The organism is Sphingomonas brevis (assembly GCF_023516505.1).
GTDB classification, from domain to species: Bacteria; Pseudomonadota; Alphaproteobacteria; order Sphingomonadales; family Sphingomonadaceae; genus Sphingomicrobium; species Sphingomicrobium breve.
Genome location: NZ_JAMGBB010000001.1, coordinates 119,140 through 134,539, shown reverse-complemented (window position 1 = coordinate 134,539; position 15,400 = coordinate 119,140). Strand labels below are relative to the sequence as shown.

Genomic DNA, 15,400 nt, shown 5'->3' with positions numbered 1-15,400 from the left:
ATCCTTAGATCCCGCTCGTGATGTCGATCGACTGGCCCTCGGCCAGCGTCACGATCGCTTTCTTGACGTCCGAACGCTTGTAGGGAGCACCCTTCCAGCGCTTGGTCTTGCCCTTCGTGACGATCGTGTTGACGCCGGTCACGGTCACGCCGAACAGCGCTTCCACGGCCGCCTTGATCTCGGGCTTCGACGCGGTGCCGGCGACCTTGAACACGACCGAGTTATTCTCCGACAACATGGTCGACTTCTCGGTGATGTGCGGCGCGAGCACGATGTCGTAGTGGCGATTGTCGATCGCCGCTGCTGCCTGCTTCTTAGCCATTGAACCGGGCCTCCAGCTTTTCGACCGCGGCGCGGGTCAGGACCAGCGTCTCGTGGCGCATAATGTCGTAGACGTTGGCGCCAACCGCCGGCAGCAGGTTCAGGCCCTGCAGGTTCGACGAAGCGCGGGCGAAACCGACGTTGAGCGCGTCACCGTCGATCACCAGCGCGGTCTTGCCGAAACCGAGCTTGCTCAGCTTGGCCTGGAGCGCCTTGGTCTTGGCACCCTCGCCCATGTCGAGATTGTCGATGACCAGCAGCTGACCGCCCTTGGCCTTGGCCGACAGCGCCATCTTCAGGCCGAGTGCGCGAACCTTCTTGTTGAGGCTCGAGGTGAAGACGCGGGCACGCGGGCCGTGCGCCTTGCCGCCGCCGATAAAGATCGGAGCGCGGCGATCGCCATGGCGGGCAGTACCGCCACCCTTTTGGCGGCCGAACTTCTTGCCGGTGCGGGCAACGTCCGAGCGCTCGCGAGCCGCACGCGCCGGGGCGCGGCGGTTGACCAGCTGCCAGGTCACCACCCGGTGGAGGATGTCGGCGCGCGGCTCGACGCCGAACACGGCATCGTCGAGCTGGATGTCGCCGCCAGCCTTGGCGTCGAGGGTCTGAACCTTGACCTTCATCGCTTAGCCTTCCTTGCTCTCGTCGGCGTCGGGCTTGTCGCCGTCCGCGTCGGAGTTCTGAGTTTCAGTCGCTTCGGCCTGGGCCTCCGCAGCTTCCGCCTCCGCAGCAGCGGCAGCCTCGGCCTCAAGGGCACCGGCTTCCTGCTCGGCGGCAATCGCCTTCACTTCCTCGTCGCTCGGGAGCGCCGGGATTTCGTGGACCGCCGCGTCATCGACGAAGCCCGCCGGAGCGTGCTCGACCTCAAGCTCGACGCCGTCCTGGATGAGGCCCGCCGGGTAAGGCGCGCGCTCGTCGCGCGGCAGCTTGATCGCGTCGGAAACGGTCAGCCAGCCACCCTTGTGACCCGGCACCGAACCCTTGACGAACAGCAGGCCGCGAGCGGCGTCCGTGCGGACGATCTCGAGGTTCTGCTGGGTGCGGTTGCGGGCGCCCATGTGGCCGGCCATCTTCTTGTTCTTGAAGACACGGCCCGGATCCTGGCGGTTACCGGTCGAACCGTGCGAACGGTGCGACACGGACACGCCGTGGGTTGCACGAAGACCGCCGAAGCCCCAGCGCTTCATCGCACCGGCAAAGCCCTTGCCCTGGGTCACGCCCGAAATGTCGACCATCTGGCCGGCAACGAAGTGATCCGCGCTGATCGTCGCGCCGACATCGAGGAGAGCATCCTCGGCAACGCGGAATTCGACCACGCGAGCCTTGGGCTCGACCTCGGCCTTGCCGAACGCGACGCGCTGCGGCTTCGCGACGTTTTTCGCCTTGGCCTTGCCCGCGCCCAGCTGGACTGCGGTATAACCGTCGCAATCCATCTCGCGGCGGCCGATGACCTGGACGTCTTCAAGCTGGAGAACGGTAACGGGCACATGGCGCCCGTCCGCCTGGAACAGGCGGGTCATCCCCATCTTCTTTGCGATCACGCCAGTGCGCATGATCCATGCTCCTACAGAGGCCCCTCACGCATGAGGGGCTTGCGGCCCGTGAAAAAATGCATCGCCCCGCTTGGGCCATTCCCGCTGAAAGCGGGATGCGGGGGACGCAGACCGGAGTGCTTTGAGGGCGCTCCGCGGTATCCCTTGATCCGATGCCGGCCCCGAGGGCCCGGCTACGATCCTTAAGTCAGGATCGAGCGGCCGAATCTGGCCGCGTGCCAGCCCCTTAGGCCAGCTTGATCTCCACGTCTACACCTGCGGCAAGATCGAGCTTCATTAAAGCGTCAACCGTCTGCGGCGTCGGCTGGACGATGTCCAAAAGCCGCTTGTAGGTGCGGACCTCGAACTGCTCGCGCGACTTCTTGTCGATGTGCGGCGAGCGGTTGACGGTGAACTTCTCGATGCGCGTCGGCAGCGGAATGGGACCGCGAATAAGAGCACCGGTGCGGCGAGCCGTGTCGGCGATGTCGCCAGTTGCCTGATCGAGCACTCGATGATCGAAAGCCTTCAGGCGAATCCGGATGTTCTGCGTTTCCATGTCCCTACCGATGCGAAAGAGCCTGAGCGCCGCCCTCTATCGAGGACATTGCCCTTACATAAAAAGCCAAGCGCGACACTGGCCAGCTGGCCGACGCCGCGCTTAACGAAAACTGGTTGCGGGCCGCAAATTCCCCGATGGGAGAATCGCGCGGCCCGCGCCCTATATTACTTAGTGATGCTGCCGACAACCCCCGCGCCGACGGTCCGGCCGCCTTCGCGAATCGCGAAGCGCAGACCCTGGTCCATGGCGATCGGAGCGATCAGCTTCACGCCGAGGGTGACGTTGTCGCCCGGCATGACCATCTCGGTGCCTTCCGGCAGCACGACTTCGCCCGTCACGTCGGTCGTGCGGAAGTAGAACTGCGGACGGTAGTTGGCGAAGAACGGCGTGTGACGGCCGCCCTCGTCCTTCGACAGGACGTAAACCTCAGCCGAGAAATCGGTGTGCGGCTTGATCGAGCCCGGCTTGCACAGGACCTGACCACGCTCGACGTCTTCACGGCCGATGCCGCGGATCAGCGCACCGATGTTGTCGCCGGCCTGGCCCTGGTCGAGCAGCTTGCGGAACATTTCGACGCCGGTGACGACGGTCTTCTGGGTATCCTTGATGCCGACGATTTCGACTTCGTCGCCAACCTTGCAGATGCCGGTCTCGACACGGCCGGTCACAACGGTGCCACGGCCCGAGATCGAGAACACGTCTTCGATCGGCATCAGGAACGGCTTGTCCAGCGGACGCTCCGGCTGCGGGATCCACTCGTCGACGGCGGCCATCAGCTTGAGGATCGATTCCTTGCCGATTTCCGGATTCTTGTCCTCGAGGGCGGCCAGGGCCGAACCCGAGATGATCGGAATATTGTCGCCGTCGAAGTCGCGCTTGGAAAGCTCCTCGCGGATTTCCAGCTCAACCAGCTCGAGCAGCTCGGGATCGTCGACCTGGTCGACCTTGTTCAGGTAGACGACCATGGTCGGAACGCCGACCTGCTTGGCGAGCAGGATGTGCTCCTTGGTCTGCGGCATCGGGCCGTCGGCGGCCGACACGACCAGGATCGCGCCGTCCATCTGGGCGGCACCGGTGATCATGTTCTTCACATAGTCGGCGTGGCCGGGGCAATCGACGTGCGCATAGTGGCGCGCTGCGGTCTCATACTCGACGTGCGCGGTCGAGATGGTGATGCCGCGCTCGCGCTCTTCCGGCGCCTTGTCGATGTTCGCATAGTCGACGAACGTGGCGCCGCCGGTTTCGGCCAGCACCTTGGTGATCGCTGCGGTCAGCGAGGTCTTGCCATGGTCGACGTGACCGATGGTGCCGATGTTGCAGTGCGGCTTCGTCCGCTCAAATTTCGCCTTAGCCATTTTACGCCTCTTCTTTTCTTAAGGTATTTCGGGCGGCGCTCGCCCGAGGTGCGAGCGCGCCCATAGCCACAAAAATTCGGTTACGCCAGCTTCGCCTTCACTTCGTCGGCAACGTTCTGGGGAACCTCGTCATAATGCGAGAACTGCATTGAGTACTGCGCCCGGCCCTGGGTGAACGAGCGTAGCTGGTTCACATAGCCGAACATGTTCGCCAGCGGGACCATTGCCTCGACCGCCTGGGCATTGCCCCGCGTGTCGGTGCCCTGGATCTGGCCACGACGTGAATTCAGGTCGCCGATGACGTCGCCGAGATAGTCCTCCGGGGTGACGACCTCGACCTTCATGATCGGCTCCAGCAGCTTGATGCCCGCTTTCTGGGCCGCTTCGCGCATCGCGCCGCGGGCACAGATTTCGAACGCCAGCGCCGAGGAGTCGACGTCGTGATACTTGCCGTCGACCAGGTGGACCTCGAAATCGATGATCGGGAAGCCGATCAGCGATCCGGTCTCGGCCGTCTCGCGCAGCCCCTTTTCGACCGCAGGGATATATTCCTTGGGAACATTGCCGCCCTTGATCTCGTCGAAGAACTGGAAGCCGGATCCTCGTTCGCCGGGAATGACGCTGATCTTGATCTCGCCGAACTGGCCGGAACCGCCCGACTGCTTCTTGTGGGTGTAGGTGAGGTCAACCGGCTTCGCGAGATATTCGCGATAGGCGACCTGCGGGGCACCGACATTGGCTTCGACCTTGAACTCGCGCTTCATGCGGTCGACCAGGATTTCGAGGTGAAGTTCACCCATCCCCTTGATGATCGTCTGGCCGCTCTCGTGGTCGGTGCTGACGCGGAATGAGGGATCCTCGCGGGCAAGGCGGTTGAGCGCCACGCCCATCTTTTCCTGGTCGGCCTTGGTCTTGGGTTCAACCGACAGCTCGATGACCGGATCGGGAAATTCCATCCGCTCGAGGACGATCGGCGCCGACGTCGCGCACAGCGTGTCGCCGGTGGTGGTATCCTTGAGGCCGGCCAGCGCGACAATGTCGCCGGCATAGGCCATCTGGATGTCCTCACGGTCGTTGGCATGCATCAGCAGCATGCGGCCAACCTTTTCCTTCTTGTCCTTGACGCTGTTCATGACCTGCGACGAGGTTTCGAGCTTGCCCGAATAGATGCGCGCGAAGGTCAGTGTGCCGACGAACGGATCGTTCATGATCTTGAACGCCAGCGCCGAGAAGGGCGCATTGTCGTCAGACGGACGCGAATCCTCATCGCCATTGGGCAGCAGGCCCTTGATCGCCGGGACGTCGAGCGGGCTCGGCAGATAGTCGACCACCGCGTCGAGCAGCGGCTGGACGCCCTTGTTCTTGAACGCCGAACCGCACACCACCGGCACGAACGCCATGGCAAGCGTGCCCTTGCGGATCAGCGCCTTGAGCGTTGCGACGTCGGGCTCATTGCCTTCCAGATAGGCTTCCATCGCGTCATCGTCCTGCTCGACGGCAAGCTCGATGAGGTGGGTGCGCGCCTCGGCGGCCTTATCCTTCAGGTCGTCCGGGATGTCCTGGAACTCGAACTTCGCGCCGAGGCTCTCTTCAAGCCAGATGATGGCGCGGTTCTGGACCAGGTCGACCAGGCCCTTGAATCCGCTTTCGATCCCGATCGGCAGATAAAGGACCGCGGGACGGGCGCCCAGCCGATCGATGATCGATTGAACGCAATAATCGAAATTGGCGCCAGTGCGGTCGAGCTTGTTGATGAAGCACATCCGCGGCACGCCATATTTGTCGGCCTGCCGCCACACGGTCTCCGACTGCGGCTCGACGCCGGCAACGCCGTCGAAGCAGGCGACCGCACCGTCGAGCACGCGCAGCGAGCGCTCGACTTCGATCGTGAAGTCGACGTGCCCGGGGGTGTCGATGATGTTGATCCGGTGCTCTTCGCCCTTGCCCTCGTCGGCGGCCCAGAAACAGGTCGTCGCGGCCGACGTGATGGTGATCCCGCGTTCTTGCTCCTGCTCCATCCAGTCCATGGTGGCGGTGCCTTCGTGCACTTCGCCGATCTTGTAGGACTTGCCGGTGTAATAAAGGATGCGCTCGGTCGTCGTCGTCTTGCCGGCGTCGATGTGGGCCATGATGCCGATGTTGCGATAGCGTTCGAGCGGATGGCTGCGGGCCATTTCAGATTCCTTAGAGTTGCAGGGGGTCGGCCGGGCCGATCCCCCTGAATATAGGTACGGTTTTTACCAGCGGTAGTGGCTGAAGGCGCGGTTCGCTTCGGCCATGCGGTGCGTGTCTTCGCGCTTCTTGACGGCGTTGCCGCGGTTCTGCGACGCGTCCATCAGCTCGCCCGACAGGCGGCCCGACATGGTCTTCTCGGAGCGGCTGCGGGCAGCCGAGATCAGCCAGCGGATCGCCAGCGCCTGGGCGCGTTCGGCACGAACTTCGACGGGAACCTGGTAGGTCGCACCGCCGACGCGGCGGCTGCGGACCTCGATGCCCGGCTTCACATTGTTAAGCGCATCGTGGAACACCTGGATCGGGTCCTTCTTGAGGCGCTGCTCAACGCTTTCGAGCGCGGAGTAGACGATGCCTTCGGCAACCGACTTCTTACCGTCGAGCATGACCGAATTCATGAACTTCGACAGGACGAGGTCCCCGAACTTGGGATCGGGGAGAATGACGCGCTTTTCTGGGCGACGACGACGGGACATTGAAAATTCCTTTCAGAGCGGCGCGCCAGCACGTGGGCGGCGCAGCCGACGATCCAGCTTATTTCGGGCGCTTGGCGCCGTACTTCGAACGGGACTGCTTGCGGTCCTTCACGCCCTGCGTGTCGAGGACGCCGCGAAGCACGTGATAGCGCACACCCGGAAGGTCGCGCACACGGCCGCCGCGGATCAGCACCACCGAGTGCTCCTGCAGGTTGTGGCCCTCACCCGGGATGTAGCTGATGACCTCGCGGCTGTTGGTCAGGCGCACCTTGGCAACCTTGCGCAACGCCGAGTTCGGCTTCTTCGGGGTGGTGGTATAGACACGGGTGCAGACGCCGCGCTTTTGCGGATTCTGCTCCATCGCAGGGACCTTCGACTTGGCCTTCTGCGGTTCGCGACCCTTGCGGATCAGCTGGTTGATCGTCGGCATGAAGCCTTCACCTTTCGTTGCCGGATTTCCGGCGGTTACTTTGCGCAACGCAAAAGCGCGAAGTCCCGTCAGCCTGGGGCCAGCGGGCCATCACGTCGTTGAGCAATGTTCAGCTCTTGCCCGTGGGAGGTGTGAAGAATCACAGGACCCGCGGACGAGCGGGCCATTAGCGGCGCTCCCCCTTCCGGTCAACCGCCCCTTCGTCGAAACAGCCTCGCGCCGGGCCGCAACAAGCGCTAATCTTGCCGCGTTGCCATTCAAGGAGAAACCACATGGCACGTAAAGCATTGCTCGTTGCAATTGGCCTGGCCGCCATCGCATCGCCGGCATTGGCGGCAAATCCCGATCCGGTCCCGGCCGAGCCCCCGGCGGGCACGCCCGAAACCCTATATTGCATGCGTGTCGAGCCCGAAACCGGCAGCCGCGTCGAAGCTATCCATTGCTGGACCCGTGCCCAATGGGCCGAGCAGGAGGTCGACGTCGACAGGGATTGGGCCAGGGAAGGCGTCCGGGTCATCGGTTGACCGGCTGGTCGCCTGCCGCGGAACGGCGGGCGGTGACGGCTCGTTTTTCGATCATGGCACATCAGTGGATGCGGCGCGGCACCGCGGCAGCCCTGCTCGCTGTCGCGACTAGCTGTGGCGCCAGCCGCGAGGAGGCGGCGGAGAACGGCCTCAAGCTCCACAGCAGCGCCTTTGCCGACGGCCAGGCGCTCCCTGTCGAATTTACATGCGACGGCACTGGCCGATCGCCGCCGCTCAACTGGTCCGATCCGCCGGCCGGCACAAGGAGCTTCGCCCTGGTGGTCGACGACCCCGACGCTCCGAATGGTACCTTCCGGCACTGGGGAGCATATAATATCCCCTCGGTCGCGCGGGAGCTGGCGCCAGGCGCCGGCAACCATGACGAAGGGCCGATGGGCCAGGCCCGCAACGATTTCGGCAAGCCCGGTTATGGCGGGGCCTGTCCACCCAAAGGCCATGGACCGCATCATTACCGGTTCAGGCTGATGGCACTCGATATCGAAAATCTCGAAATCGGAGAAAGCCCTGACGTGAAGGCTCTCGAAGCCGCCACTGAAAGGCATCTCGCCGGCCGCGCCCAACTGACCGGAACCTACGAGCGCAAATGATCAGGCAATGATGCGATGCTCGGCCAACCGTTCGTAGAAGGGACGGCAGGCATCGGCTACCCGTCTGGCCTCGTCGTCAAGCTCGACCGGCCTGTCGTCGGGCGATCCAAATCCGGTGCTGGCAGCGACCGTATCGTACCAGTGCGACGCCCACACGCCGTCGGTGTCCCTGATCCCCGGCTGCCAGCTGAGCATCGCCCGGTCCCACGGAATGCCAAGCGCGACGCACAGTCGCTCCAGCATGGCCGGCGGGTCGCCCAATATGTCGGCGCTATCAACCACTGGCGGCGCATGGCCCAGCCGGTCGGCCTCGCGCTCAAAATATTCGACCTGCCGCTCGACGCCGAGGTGGTCGGGGCGGACCGCGACCCGCTTTGCGGCGTAACTAGCTACTACCCGCGCCGGATCACGAATCAGAAAGGCGTGACTCAGCCCCGGCAAATCGTCATTTGCCACCGGCCCGACCATGTGATGCGCCATATGTTTCTGGTACCAGATCGGCGCTCCGCCCGGCGCCGGCCCGGCCAAAGTCCGCGCGACGCTTCCCCAATCGCAATCCATCGAGGCAATCACCCGATCCGCCATCGGCTGCGGGTCGCCAGTGGCCTTTAGGTAGGCGCCGTAGAATGGCTCGTCGCTGACAAAGGTGTCGGCCCGGCTGCCGAAGCTGCGCATCATCGCGGTGCTGAGGTTCCGCGGCCCCGACCACATCGCGATACTCATCGTCACCGCGCTAGCCCGCCAGGCATTTTGCCAGGTCGGCCGGATCGAACAGGGCCTTGTAAGTCTCAAATTCCTTTTGCAGCGACTCCCTGCCCGCTCGATCGGCCATGGTGGTTTTCTTCGTCAGCTTCGGCTTGGCTTTCGGGTCCACCGCGATGGGGACCTTGTAGCGATATTCCCTGGCTTCGGCCGCGAGCAGCTTCGATCGAAACTCGAACTCGAGGATCGATCGTCCTTCCTCGCCGAATTGGATCACATCGATCTTGCAAAGCTTTGGATTGCTGTTTTTCACTCGGTACAAGGTCGCTTCGCCACCCTCGGTGGACAGGCCTTTTTCGGCAAGATCGACGACCTGGATGACCGTCTGTTGTGCGGCGGCGGTTCCCGCTGTCAGCAGGGCCAAGCCAACGGCCCCGAAAATGCGCAACGCCAATTTCATGGACGGCTACCCTCGCTTGTTTCGCGCTCCATGCGCTCACTGTACAGTTGCTGCAGCCGCTCGACCATCGGCCCGCGACAGTTCAGCGCTCGCCCGTCGACCTCACGGACGGGCACTATGCCCGCGAAGGTGCCGGTGACGAACGCCTCGTCGGCGCCGTAGACATCGGTCAGCGAGAAGTCCTTTTCCATTACGGTTAGGCCGGCCTCTCGCGCCACTTCGATCGCCAGGCCGCGGGTAATCCCGCCCAGGCAATATTTGCCGCTTGAGGTCCACAGCTCGCCCTTTCTCACGATGAAGAAATGCGTCGAGTTGCAGGTCGCGACGAAGCCGTGCGGATCGAGCATCAGCGCTTCGTCCGCCCCGGCCTGTGTCGCTTGAATCGAAGCCAGGATGCAGTTCAATTTGCTGTGCGAATTGATCTTCTGGTCCTGCACGGCCGGGTCACCGCGTCGCACATGGACCGTGAACAGCTTGAGGCCTCGCTCATAGATCGACGGGTCGGGTTCCTTATATTCGGGGATGATCACCACGGTCGCCGGCGTCACCACCACCCGCGGGTCCTGGTAAGGCGTCGAGCGCACGCCGCGCGTCACCATCAGCCGCACATGTACTCCCTCGCTCATGCCGTTGGCATCGAGCGTTTCATACAGCCGCCTGGTCAACTCCTCGCGCGACAAGCCGACATCCATCGCGATCGCCTTGGCGCCTTCGAACAGCCGGTCGAGGTGTCGATCGAGGAAGGCCGCCCGGCCCTTATGGATTCGAAGCCCCTCCCAAACCCCGTCGCCGAGCATGAATCCGCTGTCGAATACCGAGACGACTGCCTCGGCGCGCGGCTTCAATTCGCCATTGACGTCGATCAGAATCGAAGCATTGCGAGGATCGGACACGTCGTGCATCTGCGCCATGCACGAAGCGTGGAGCGGCGATTACGCCTTGGCAAGTAGCGGATTAAAGCCGCCCTCTTCGGCCGAACCCCTGGCGCGGCATCCTGACGAACGGCTCGGGCTCGAACAGTGGCTGGATTTGCTGCGGAGCTGGCTCGTCATCGGCCGGGAAGACGAATTCATCTTCCTCAAATCCAACTTCTGCCAGTTCAGGCTCGGCGGCCAGCGGCGGAAGGGCGTCGAATTCCTCTACCGGCGCGTCTTCTTGCACTACGGGGGCGACTTCCGCCGCCTTTTCCGCCTTGGGCGCCTTGGTGCGCCGACCGCCAGTCTTGCGAGAGCCGCCCGACCGGCGTCCCGACCCGGTCCGCGCGGCAACCGATATGTCGACCACTTCCGCTTCAGCTACGACCGGGTCGACAGTTGGCGGTTCTTCGACCGCGACCATCGGCACGACCACGTCGAGTGTCTCGGGCTCGAAGTCGATCCGTTGCGGCTCGACCGCTTCCGCCGGCTTGGGCCGCCGCATGTCGAACAGGTGGACAAGACCATAGAGTGCCGCGACGGCCGCGGCGATCAACAGGGCCGACGCCCCGGTCTGCCGCCAGGCGCCGACGCACGATGTCACCATCGCAAAAGCGCACAGGACTTCGAAAAATATCCTCGTGCGCGAAGGGTAGTAGCTCTGCATGGCCCTTCTCCTGCGCACAATCTACGCCTCGGACCCTGCCTATTGGTTATGGGCGAGGGTTAATTACTCGCTCCACCATCTCCATTGTCAGCCCGTTCAATTAACAGGTTGAAACGCCGTCATTCCCTGGTCGGATCATGTCCCCAGTTCATCAGGCTGTAGCGCCAGCGTGAGGTGTAGATATTCTCGGGCCGCTGGGCGCGGTGGCGGTGCACATAGCCGACCACCTTGCGCATATGGGCGTAGTCGTCATCGCTGAGCTCGGCCGCTTTCTTTCCCAAGAGCTGCACGATTCGCCGCCCGCTGGCGTGCCCGACGCTTTCGGTCGATCCTTCACGCCTGTACCCGACCAACTTGCTCTCGTCGGTATCCAGCCACTCGCGGATTTCCCCGGCGGACATATTGACCGCCGTTTCAAACTCGCGCCGGACCTTCGCCTGGTCGATCTTAGCCATGGCCGGGATAACTCCGTGAACGGCCGGCGGTTCAAACCGGACTAGCGAACCAGCTCGCCGCCCTTGACCACCGCGTCGGGCTTTTCGAGTAGCCGCACGTCCCGCGTCGGATCCCCGGTTACCGCCACCAGATCTCCGTAACGCCCGACCTCGATCGAACCGACATCGTCGCGGCCAAGCGCTTGCGAGGCATTGCGTGTCGCCGCCTGGATCGCCTGCAGCGGGGTCATCCCCCATTCGACCATCTTGGCAAACTGCTTGCCGTTGTTGCCGTGCGGATAGACGCCGGCATCGGACCCGAACACCATCGGAACGCCCAGTTGCACCCCGCGCTGGAAGGTCTGCCGCTGCTTCAGCGCAATCGCCTTCTCCTTGTCGAGGCTTTCCTGCTCTGTCCCATTCGAGGTGCCGGTCGCGACGATGTAATCGTCATTGTAAATATCCATCGAAAACCAGATCGGCTGCTTGCGCGCCAGCGCCAGCTTCAGCGTCGCGTCAGAGGCCAGGCTGCCATGCTCGATCGTGTCGATCCCAGCCAGGATCGCATCATGGATTCCCTCGTCGCCATGGGCGTGAGCCGCCACCCTCAGGTGCAGCATATGGGCCTCGTCGGCGATCGCCTTCATTTCTTCCAGGCTGAGCTGCTGCCCGCCGACGCTGTCGCCGAGGCTGAACACGCCGCCGGTAGCGCAGATCTTGATCACCTCGGCTCCATATTTGTGGAGCCAGCGGACCTTTGCTCGAGCTTCTTGCGGGCTATCGACCGCCGATACGCTCTTCTTGTCATAGCTCGGCGGTAATCCGCTTTCGTCGCAATGCCCGCCGGTCGCGCCGATCGCATACGCCGCGGGGATGATCCGCGGTCCGGCGATCCAGCCGCCGTCGATCGCTTCCTTAAGGCCCACATCCTGGAATTCGGAGCTGCCGACGTTGCGTACGGTGGTGAAGCCGGCCGCTAGCGTCTTGACGGCATTGGCGACCCCGACCGCCGACCAGAAACTGTCGGTGTATTTTAGACCCTGGTAGCCGCCGATTTCGGCCAGGCTGGTCAAATGCACGTGCATGTCGATGAAACCGGGGAGCAGCGTCTTCCCCGCAAGGTTGACCTGCTTGACGTCCGCGCCCCACCGTACGGTCCGCGCGTCGGCGATGGAGGTGATATGGCCATCGTCGGCGATGAAGATCGCCGGATGTTCCACATATTTACCGCTGTTGACGTCGAGATAGCGATCGGCGGTGACCACGGTCGTGGCCGACGCGGCAGACGAAACCAGCAGCGCGGCGGCCAGCAGCAAACTACGCATAAATACCCCCAAATATGACTGCGAATGTTCACACAAGTTCACGCTGACAATGGAGCCCGACCGAACAAGGCTTTGCCGGGTCGGCATCGCGCAGCGCTGTCAGTTGCCGTTGGCACAGATTGGCGGCCGTAGGACAGCATTTCTTTAGCGCGCGATCAGCAGCCTCCCCGATCGGCATCGCTGAACGGACGAATGTAGAGTCGAGTGACGTCGGGGAATTTCGCCTGGGTCTCGTCTTCGATTTGGCACACCAGCCGCTCGACCTCGCGCGCGGATATGCTGTCGTCGAAATCGACCGCCAGCATCGCCATGATCTGGTCGGGGGCGCTGTGCACCGTCAGTATCTCGCCAATCGTGACCACCGCCTCCTTCTCCAGAACGAGCGCGTGGATTGCGGCAACCAGTTCCGGATCGGCCGCCTCGCCGATCAGCAGCGCCTTGGACTCATAAGCAAGGAAAAAGGCGGTGACGCCAAGGATCGCGCCGATGATGATTGAGGCGGCGCCGTCATAGCGCGGATCGCCGGTCCATTGGCTTACCCCCAGGCCAACCGCCGCGGCGACGATGCCGAACATCGCGGCGCCATTTTCCAGCAGGACGATGAAGCCGGTCGGGTCCTTCGATTGCTGGATCGCCTTGATCCAGCCGAGCTTGCCCTTGGCTATCTTGAATTCCTTGAACGCCTCCCACGTCGATCCGCCCTCCAGCAAGAAGGCGATCAGCAGCACACCATAGGCTACTAGCGGCGATACGGCCGGCTCCGGCTCGGCAATATGGATGATGCCTTCATAGATCGACACGCCCGCGCCGAGCGCAAACACAAGCACCGCGACCACGAAGCTCCAGAAGTAGAGCTCCCTGCCATAGCCGAACGGATGATTTTCGTCGGCAGGGCGCTTGGCGGCCCGGCGACCCCACAGTAGCAACAGCTGGTTGGTGGAATCGACGACCGAGTGAACGCCCTCGGTAAGCATCGCCGACGAACCGGTGATCGCCGCGGCCACAAACTTGGCAACGGCAATGCCGAGGTTCGCCCCAAAGGCGATCCAGATGGTCCGGTTGCCGTGGCCGGCAGCGCTCAAATGTGCAGCACCCGTCCGTAGGCCGCCAACACGCTCTCGTGCATCGTCTCGCTGATCGTCGGGTGCGGGTAGACGGTGTTGATGAAATCGGTCTCGACCAGTTCGGCTGTCTTGCCGACGGTATAGCCCTGGATCAGCTCCGTCACTTCCGCGCCGATCATATGCGCTCCAAGCAATTCGCCGGTTTTGGCGTCGAACACCGTTTTTACGAAGCCTTCGACTTCGCCCAGCGCGATCGCCTTGCCGTTGCCGATGAAGGGGAATTTACCGACTTTGACGTCATGGCCGGCTTCCTTGGCCTTGGCTTCGGTCAGGCCAACGCTTGCCACCTGCGGGTGGCAGTAGGTGCAGCCGGGGATGTTCCTGGCGTCCATCGCGTGGGGATGAACGTTCTTGTTGCCTAGCTGCTCGGCGATCGCCTCGACCGCGATGATTCCCTCATGGCTCGCCTTGTGCGCCAGCCACGGCGGTGCGGTAACGTCGCCGATCGCCGAAATGCCGGGCACGTTGGTGCGGCACATGCCGTCGGTGTCGATATGGCCCTTGGTGGTTTTGATGCCGAGCTTTTCGATCCCGATATTCTCGGTGTTGGGGGCAATGCCGACCGCGACGATGCAGTGGGAGAAGCGCTTCTCCTCGACCTTGCCGTCCTTGGTCTTGATCTTCGCCGCGACGCCCTTGGCATCGGCCTTGAGGCTTTCGACCCCGGCCGACGTCAGCAGCGTCATGCCCTGCTTGGCGAGGCTCTTGGCAAGGAAGTCGCTGACTTCGGCATCCTCCACCGGCACCACCCGGTCAAGCATTTCAACGACCGTTACCTTTGAACCCATGTCATTATAAAAGCTGGCGAATTCTATCCCGATCGCGCCCGACCCGATAACCAGAAGATCGGTCGGCATCTCCGCCGGGGTCATTGCATGGCGGTAAGTCCAGATCTTCTTGCCGTCCGATTGGGCAAACGGCAGTTCGCGGGCCCGTGCGCCGGTGGCGATAATGATGTGCTTGGCGGCAAGGTCGCTCTTCTTGCCGTCGGCGGTGACCGTCATCCTGCCCGGCGCGGTGATCTCGCCAGTGCCCATGTGGACCGTAATCTTGTTCTTTTTCATCAGGTGCGTCACGCCCTGGTTCAGCTGCTTCGCCACCGCCCGGCTTCGAGCGACGATCTTGGCAAGGTCGGGCTTAACCTCGCCGGCGACCAGGCCGAAGCTGTCGGCGTGGCGCATATGATGCAGCATCTCGCCCGACCGGAGCAGCGCCTTGGTCGGGATGCAGCCCCAGTTGAGGCAAATTCCGCCCAGATTTTCGCGCTCGACGATCGCGGTCTTGAGGCCGAGCTGCGCGGCGCGGATCGCGGCGACATAGCCGCCCGGTCCGGAACCGAGAACGATGAGGTCGTAACTTTCAGCCATTGCTTTCCTCTTTGGCCCCGATCTCTCGCGGCTTGTCGTTGGCGTCGAGCGCGACGAAGGTGAATTCGCCTTCCGCAACGACGGTTTGCCGGTCGCCGTCGCGCTGGCGCCCGATCGCTTCGGCCTTGAGTTTCAACGAAGTCCGGCCCTGCTTCAGCAATTCGACATAGATGCTGAGCTCATCGCCGACCGACATCGCACCCGGAAATGAAATTTCATTGGCCCCGACCAGAATTGCCTTGCCGTTCGAATGGCGCGATGCGAACGACCCGCAAGCCAGGCCCATCTGCCCCATCAGCCAACCGCCGAACACCCCGCCATAGGGGTTGGTGTCGGACGGCATCGCCGTCACTCGGATAAGGGGAAC

The 15,400-nt window shown here is 63.1% G+C and carries 18 protein-coding genes and 1 pseudogene; 2 read left to right on the top strand and 17 right to left on the bottom strand.

Annotation, left to right across the window (positions count from 1 at the left end; all coding sequences use genetic code 11):
- Positions 1 to 4: 4 nt before the first annotated feature.
- The 8 genes and pseudogenes from LZ518_RS00710 to rpsL form a co-directional block, all read right to left on the bottom strand.
- Complete coding sequence (locus LZ518_RS00710) at positions 5 to 322, bottom strand: 50S ribosomal protein L23 (protein WP_249914146.1); 318 nt, start codon at positions 320 to 322, stop codon at positions 5 to 7.
- Positions 315 to 944, bottom strand: a complete 630-nt coding sequence (gene rplD / locus LZ518_RS00705; protein WP_249914145.1) for a 50S ribosomal protein L4 — start codon at positions 942 to 944, stop codon at positions 315 to 317. The genes LZ518_RS00710 and rplD overlap by 8 nt, the downstream gene beginning before the upstream one ends.
- 258 nt (positions 945 to 1,202) lie before the next feature.
- Positions 1,203 to 1,874 (bottom strand): annotated as a pseudogene (rplC, locus tag LZ518_RS00700) (50S ribosomal protein L3); the annotation flags it as partial.
- A 226-nt stretch (positions 1,875 to 2,100) separates the two neighbouring features.
- Complete coding sequence (rpsJ, locus tag LZ518_RS00695) at positions 2,101 to 2,412, bottom strand: 30S ribosomal protein S10 (RefSeq protein WP_044450118.1); 312 nt, start codon at positions 2,410 to 2,412, stop codon at positions 2,101 to 2,103.
- Positions 2,413 to 2,579: 167 nt separating this feature from the next.
- Complete coding sequence (tuf, locus tag LZ518_RS00690) at positions 2,580 to 3,770, bottom strand: elongation factor Tu (protein ID WP_249914143.1); 1,191 nt, start codon at positions 3,768 to 3,770, stop codon at positions 2,580 to 2,582.
- An 80-nt stretch (positions 3,771 to 3,850) separates the two neighbouring features.
- Positions 3,851 to 5,944, bottom strand: a complete 2,094-nt coding sequence (gene fusA / locus LZ518_RS00685; protein ID WP_249914142.1) for an elongation factor G — start codon at positions 5,942 to 5,944, stop codon at positions 3,851 to 3,853.
- 63 nt (positions 5,945 to 6,007) lie between these two features.
- Positions 6,008 to 6,478: a 30S ribosomal protein S7 gene (gene rpsG, locus LZ518_RS00680; RefSeq protein WP_249914141.1), complete on the bottom strand. Its 471-nt coding sequence runs from the start codon at positions 6,476 to 6,478 to the stop codon at positions 6,008 to 6,010.
- Positions 6,479 to 6,536: 58 nt separating this feature from the next.
- Entirely contained in the window at positions 6,537 to 6,908 is a 372-nt protein-coding gene (rpsL, locus tag LZ518_RS00675) for a 30S ribosomal protein S12 (protein ID WP_114227738.1), read from the bottom strand.
- 272 nt (positions 6,909 to 7,180) lie between these two features.
- On the opposite strand from rpsL, the gene LZ518_RS00670 reads away from it, so the two are divergent.
- Positions 7,181 to 7,432, top strand: coding sequence for a hypothetical protein (locus LZ518_RS00670; protein ID WP_249914140.1), 252 nt, complete (start codon positions 7,181 to 7,183; stop codon positions 7,430 to 7,432).
- 32 nt (positions 7,433 to 7,464) lie between these two features.
- Positions 7,465 to 8,040: a YbhB/YbcL family Raf kinase inhibitor-like protein gene (locus LZ518_RS00665; protein ID WP_249914139.1), complete on the top strand. Its 576-nt coding sequence runs from the start codon at positions 7,465 to 7,467 to the stop codon at positions 8,038 to 8,040.
- On the opposite strand, the gene LZ518_RS00660 is transcribed toward LZ518_RS00665, so the two are convergent.
- The 9 genes from LZ518_RS00660 to LZ518_RS00620 all read right to left on the bottom strand — a co-directional run bounded on the left by LZ518_RS00660 (position 8,041) and on the right by LZ518_RS00620 (position 15,376).
- Entirely contained in the window at positions 8,041 to 8,763 is a 723-nt protein-coding gene (locus tag LZ518_RS00660) for a sulfotransferase (RefSeq protein ID WP_249914138.1), read from the bottom strand.
- Positions 8,764 to 8,773: 10 nt separating this feature from the next.
- Positions 8,774 to 9,202 carry a hypothetical protein gene (locus LZ518_RS00655; protein ID WP_249914137.1) on the bottom strand — a complete coding sequence of 143 codons (429 nt, stop codon included), beginning with the start codon at positions 9,200 to 9,202 and terminating at the stop codon, positions 8,774 to 8,776.
- On the bottom strand, positions 9,199 to 10,113 hold the full coding sequence (locus LZ518_RS00650) for an aminotransferase class IV (RefSeq protein WP_249914136.1): 915 nt from the start codon (positions 10,111 to 10,113) through the stop codon (positions 9,199 to 9,201). The genes LZ518_RS00655 and LZ518_RS00650 overlap by 4 nt, the downstream gene beginning before the upstream one ends.
- 43 nt (positions 10,114 to 10,156) lie before the next feature.
- The gene (locus LZ518_RS00645; RefSeq protein WP_249914135.1) at positions 10,157 to 10,783 is read right to left on the bottom strand and encodes a hypothetical protein; all 627 of its coding nucleotides are present in this window, start codon (positions 10,781 to 10,783) and stop codon (positions 10,157 to 10,159) included.
- Positions 10,784 to 10,902: 119 nt separating this feature from the next.
- The gene (locus LZ518_RS00640; RefSeq protein WP_249914134.1) at positions 10,903 to 11,238 is read right to left on the bottom strand and encodes a DUF3140 domain-containing protein; all 336 of its coding nucleotides are present in this window, start codon (positions 11,236 to 11,238) and stop codon (positions 10,903 to 10,905) included.
- Between the two features lie 41 nt (positions 11,239 to 11,279).
- On the bottom strand, positions 11,280 to 12,542 hold the full coding sequence (locus LZ518_RS00635) for a Xaa-Pro dipeptidase (RefSeq protein WP_249914133.1): 1,263 nt from the start codon (positions 12,540 to 12,542) through the stop codon (positions 11,280 to 11,282).
- Positions 12,543 to 12,697: 155 nt separating this feature from the next.
- Entirely contained in the window at positions 12,698 to 13,624 is a 927-nt protein-coding gene (locus LZ518_RS00630; protein ID WP_249914132.1) for a cation diffusion facilitator family transporter, read from the bottom strand.
- Positions 13,621 to 15,033, bottom strand: a complete 1,413-nt coding sequence (gene lpdA / locus LZ518_RS00625; RefSeq protein WP_249914131.1) for a dihydrolipoyl dehydrogenase — start codon at positions 15,031 to 15,033, stop codon at positions 13,621 to 13,623. The genes LZ518_RS00630 and lpdA overlap by 4 nt, the downstream gene beginning before the upstream one ends.
- Entirely contained in the window at positions 15,026 to 15,376 is a 351-nt protein-coding gene (locus LZ518_RS00620; RefSeq protein ID WP_249914130.1) for an acyl-CoA thioesterase, read from the bottom strand. Before LZ518_RS00620 ends, lpdA begins: the two co-directional genes overlap by 8 nt.
- Positions 15,377 to 15,400: the final 24 nt, after the last annotated feature.

What these genes read in the sequence shown, in the direction of transcription:
- LZ518_RS00710 (WP_249914146.1), bottom strand. Translation starts at nt 322, where the DNA reads ATGGCTAAGAAGCAGGCAGCAGCGGCGATCGACAATCGCCACTACGAC.
- rpsL (WP_114227738.1), bottom strand. Translation starts at nt 6,908, where the DNA reads ATGCCGACGATCAACCAGCTGATCCGCAAGGGTCGCGAACCGCAGAAG.
- fusA (WP_249914142.1), bottom strand. Translation starts at nt 5,944, where the DNA reads ATGGCCCGCAGCCATCCGCTCGAACGCTATCGCAACATCGGCATCATG.
- LZ518_RS00655 (WP_249914137.1), bottom strand. Translation starts at nt 9,202, where the DNA reads ATGAAATTGGCGTTGCGCATTTTCGGGGCCGTTGGCTTGGCCCTGCTG.
- LZ518_RS00650 (WP_249914136.1), bottom strand. Translation starts at nt 10,113, where the DNA reads ATGGCGCAGATGCACGACGTGTCCGATCCTCGCAATGCTTCGATTCTG.
- lpdA (WP_249914131.1), bottom strand. Translation starts at nt 15,033, where the DNA reads ATGGCTGAAAGTTACGACCTCATCGTTCTCGGTTCCGGACCGGGCGGC.
- rpsJ (WP_044450118.1), bottom strand. Translation starts at nt 2,412, where the DNA reads ATGGAAACGCAGAACATCCGGATTCGCCTGAAGGCTTTCGATCATCGA.
- LZ518_RS00635 (WP_249914133.1), bottom strand. Translation starts at nt 12,542, where the DNA reads ATGCGTAGTTTGCTGCTGGCCGCCGCGCTGCTGGTTTCGTCTGCCGCG.
- LZ518_RS00670 (WP_249914140.1), top strand. Translation starts at nt 7,181, where the DNA reads ATGGCACGTAAAGCATTGCTCGTTGCAATTGGCCTGGCCGCCATCGCA.
- LZ518_RS00645 (WP_249914135.1), bottom strand. Translation starts at nt 10,783, where the DNA reads ATGCAGAGCTACTACCCTTCGCGCACGAGGATATTTTTCGAAGTCCTG.
- rplD (WP_249914145.1), bottom strand. Translation starts at nt 944, where the DNA reads ATGAAGGTCAAGGTTCAGACCCTCGACGCCAAGGCTGGCGGCGACATC.
- tuf (WP_249914143.1), bottom strand. Translation starts at nt 3,770, where the DNA reads ATGGCTAAGGCGAAATTTGAGCGGACGAAGCCGCACTGCAACATCGGC.
- LZ518_RS00620 (WP_249914130.1), bottom strand. Translation starts at nt 15,376, where the DNA reads ATGCCGTCCGACACCAACCCCTATGGCGGGGTGTTCGGCGGTTGGCTG.
- rpsG (WP_249914141.1), bottom strand. Translation starts at nt 6,478, where the DNA reads ATGTCCCGTCGTCGTCGCCCAGAAAAGCGCGTCATTCTCCCCGATCCC.
- LZ518_RS00640 (WP_249914134.1), bottom strand. Translation starts at nt 11,238, where the DNA reads ATGGCTAAGATCGACCAGGCGAAGGTCCGGCGCGAGTTTGAAACGGCG.
- LZ518_RS00660 (WP_249914138.1), bottom strand. Translation starts at nt 8,763, where the DNA reads ATGAGTATCGCGATGTGGTCGGGGCCGCGGAACCTCAGCACCGCGATG.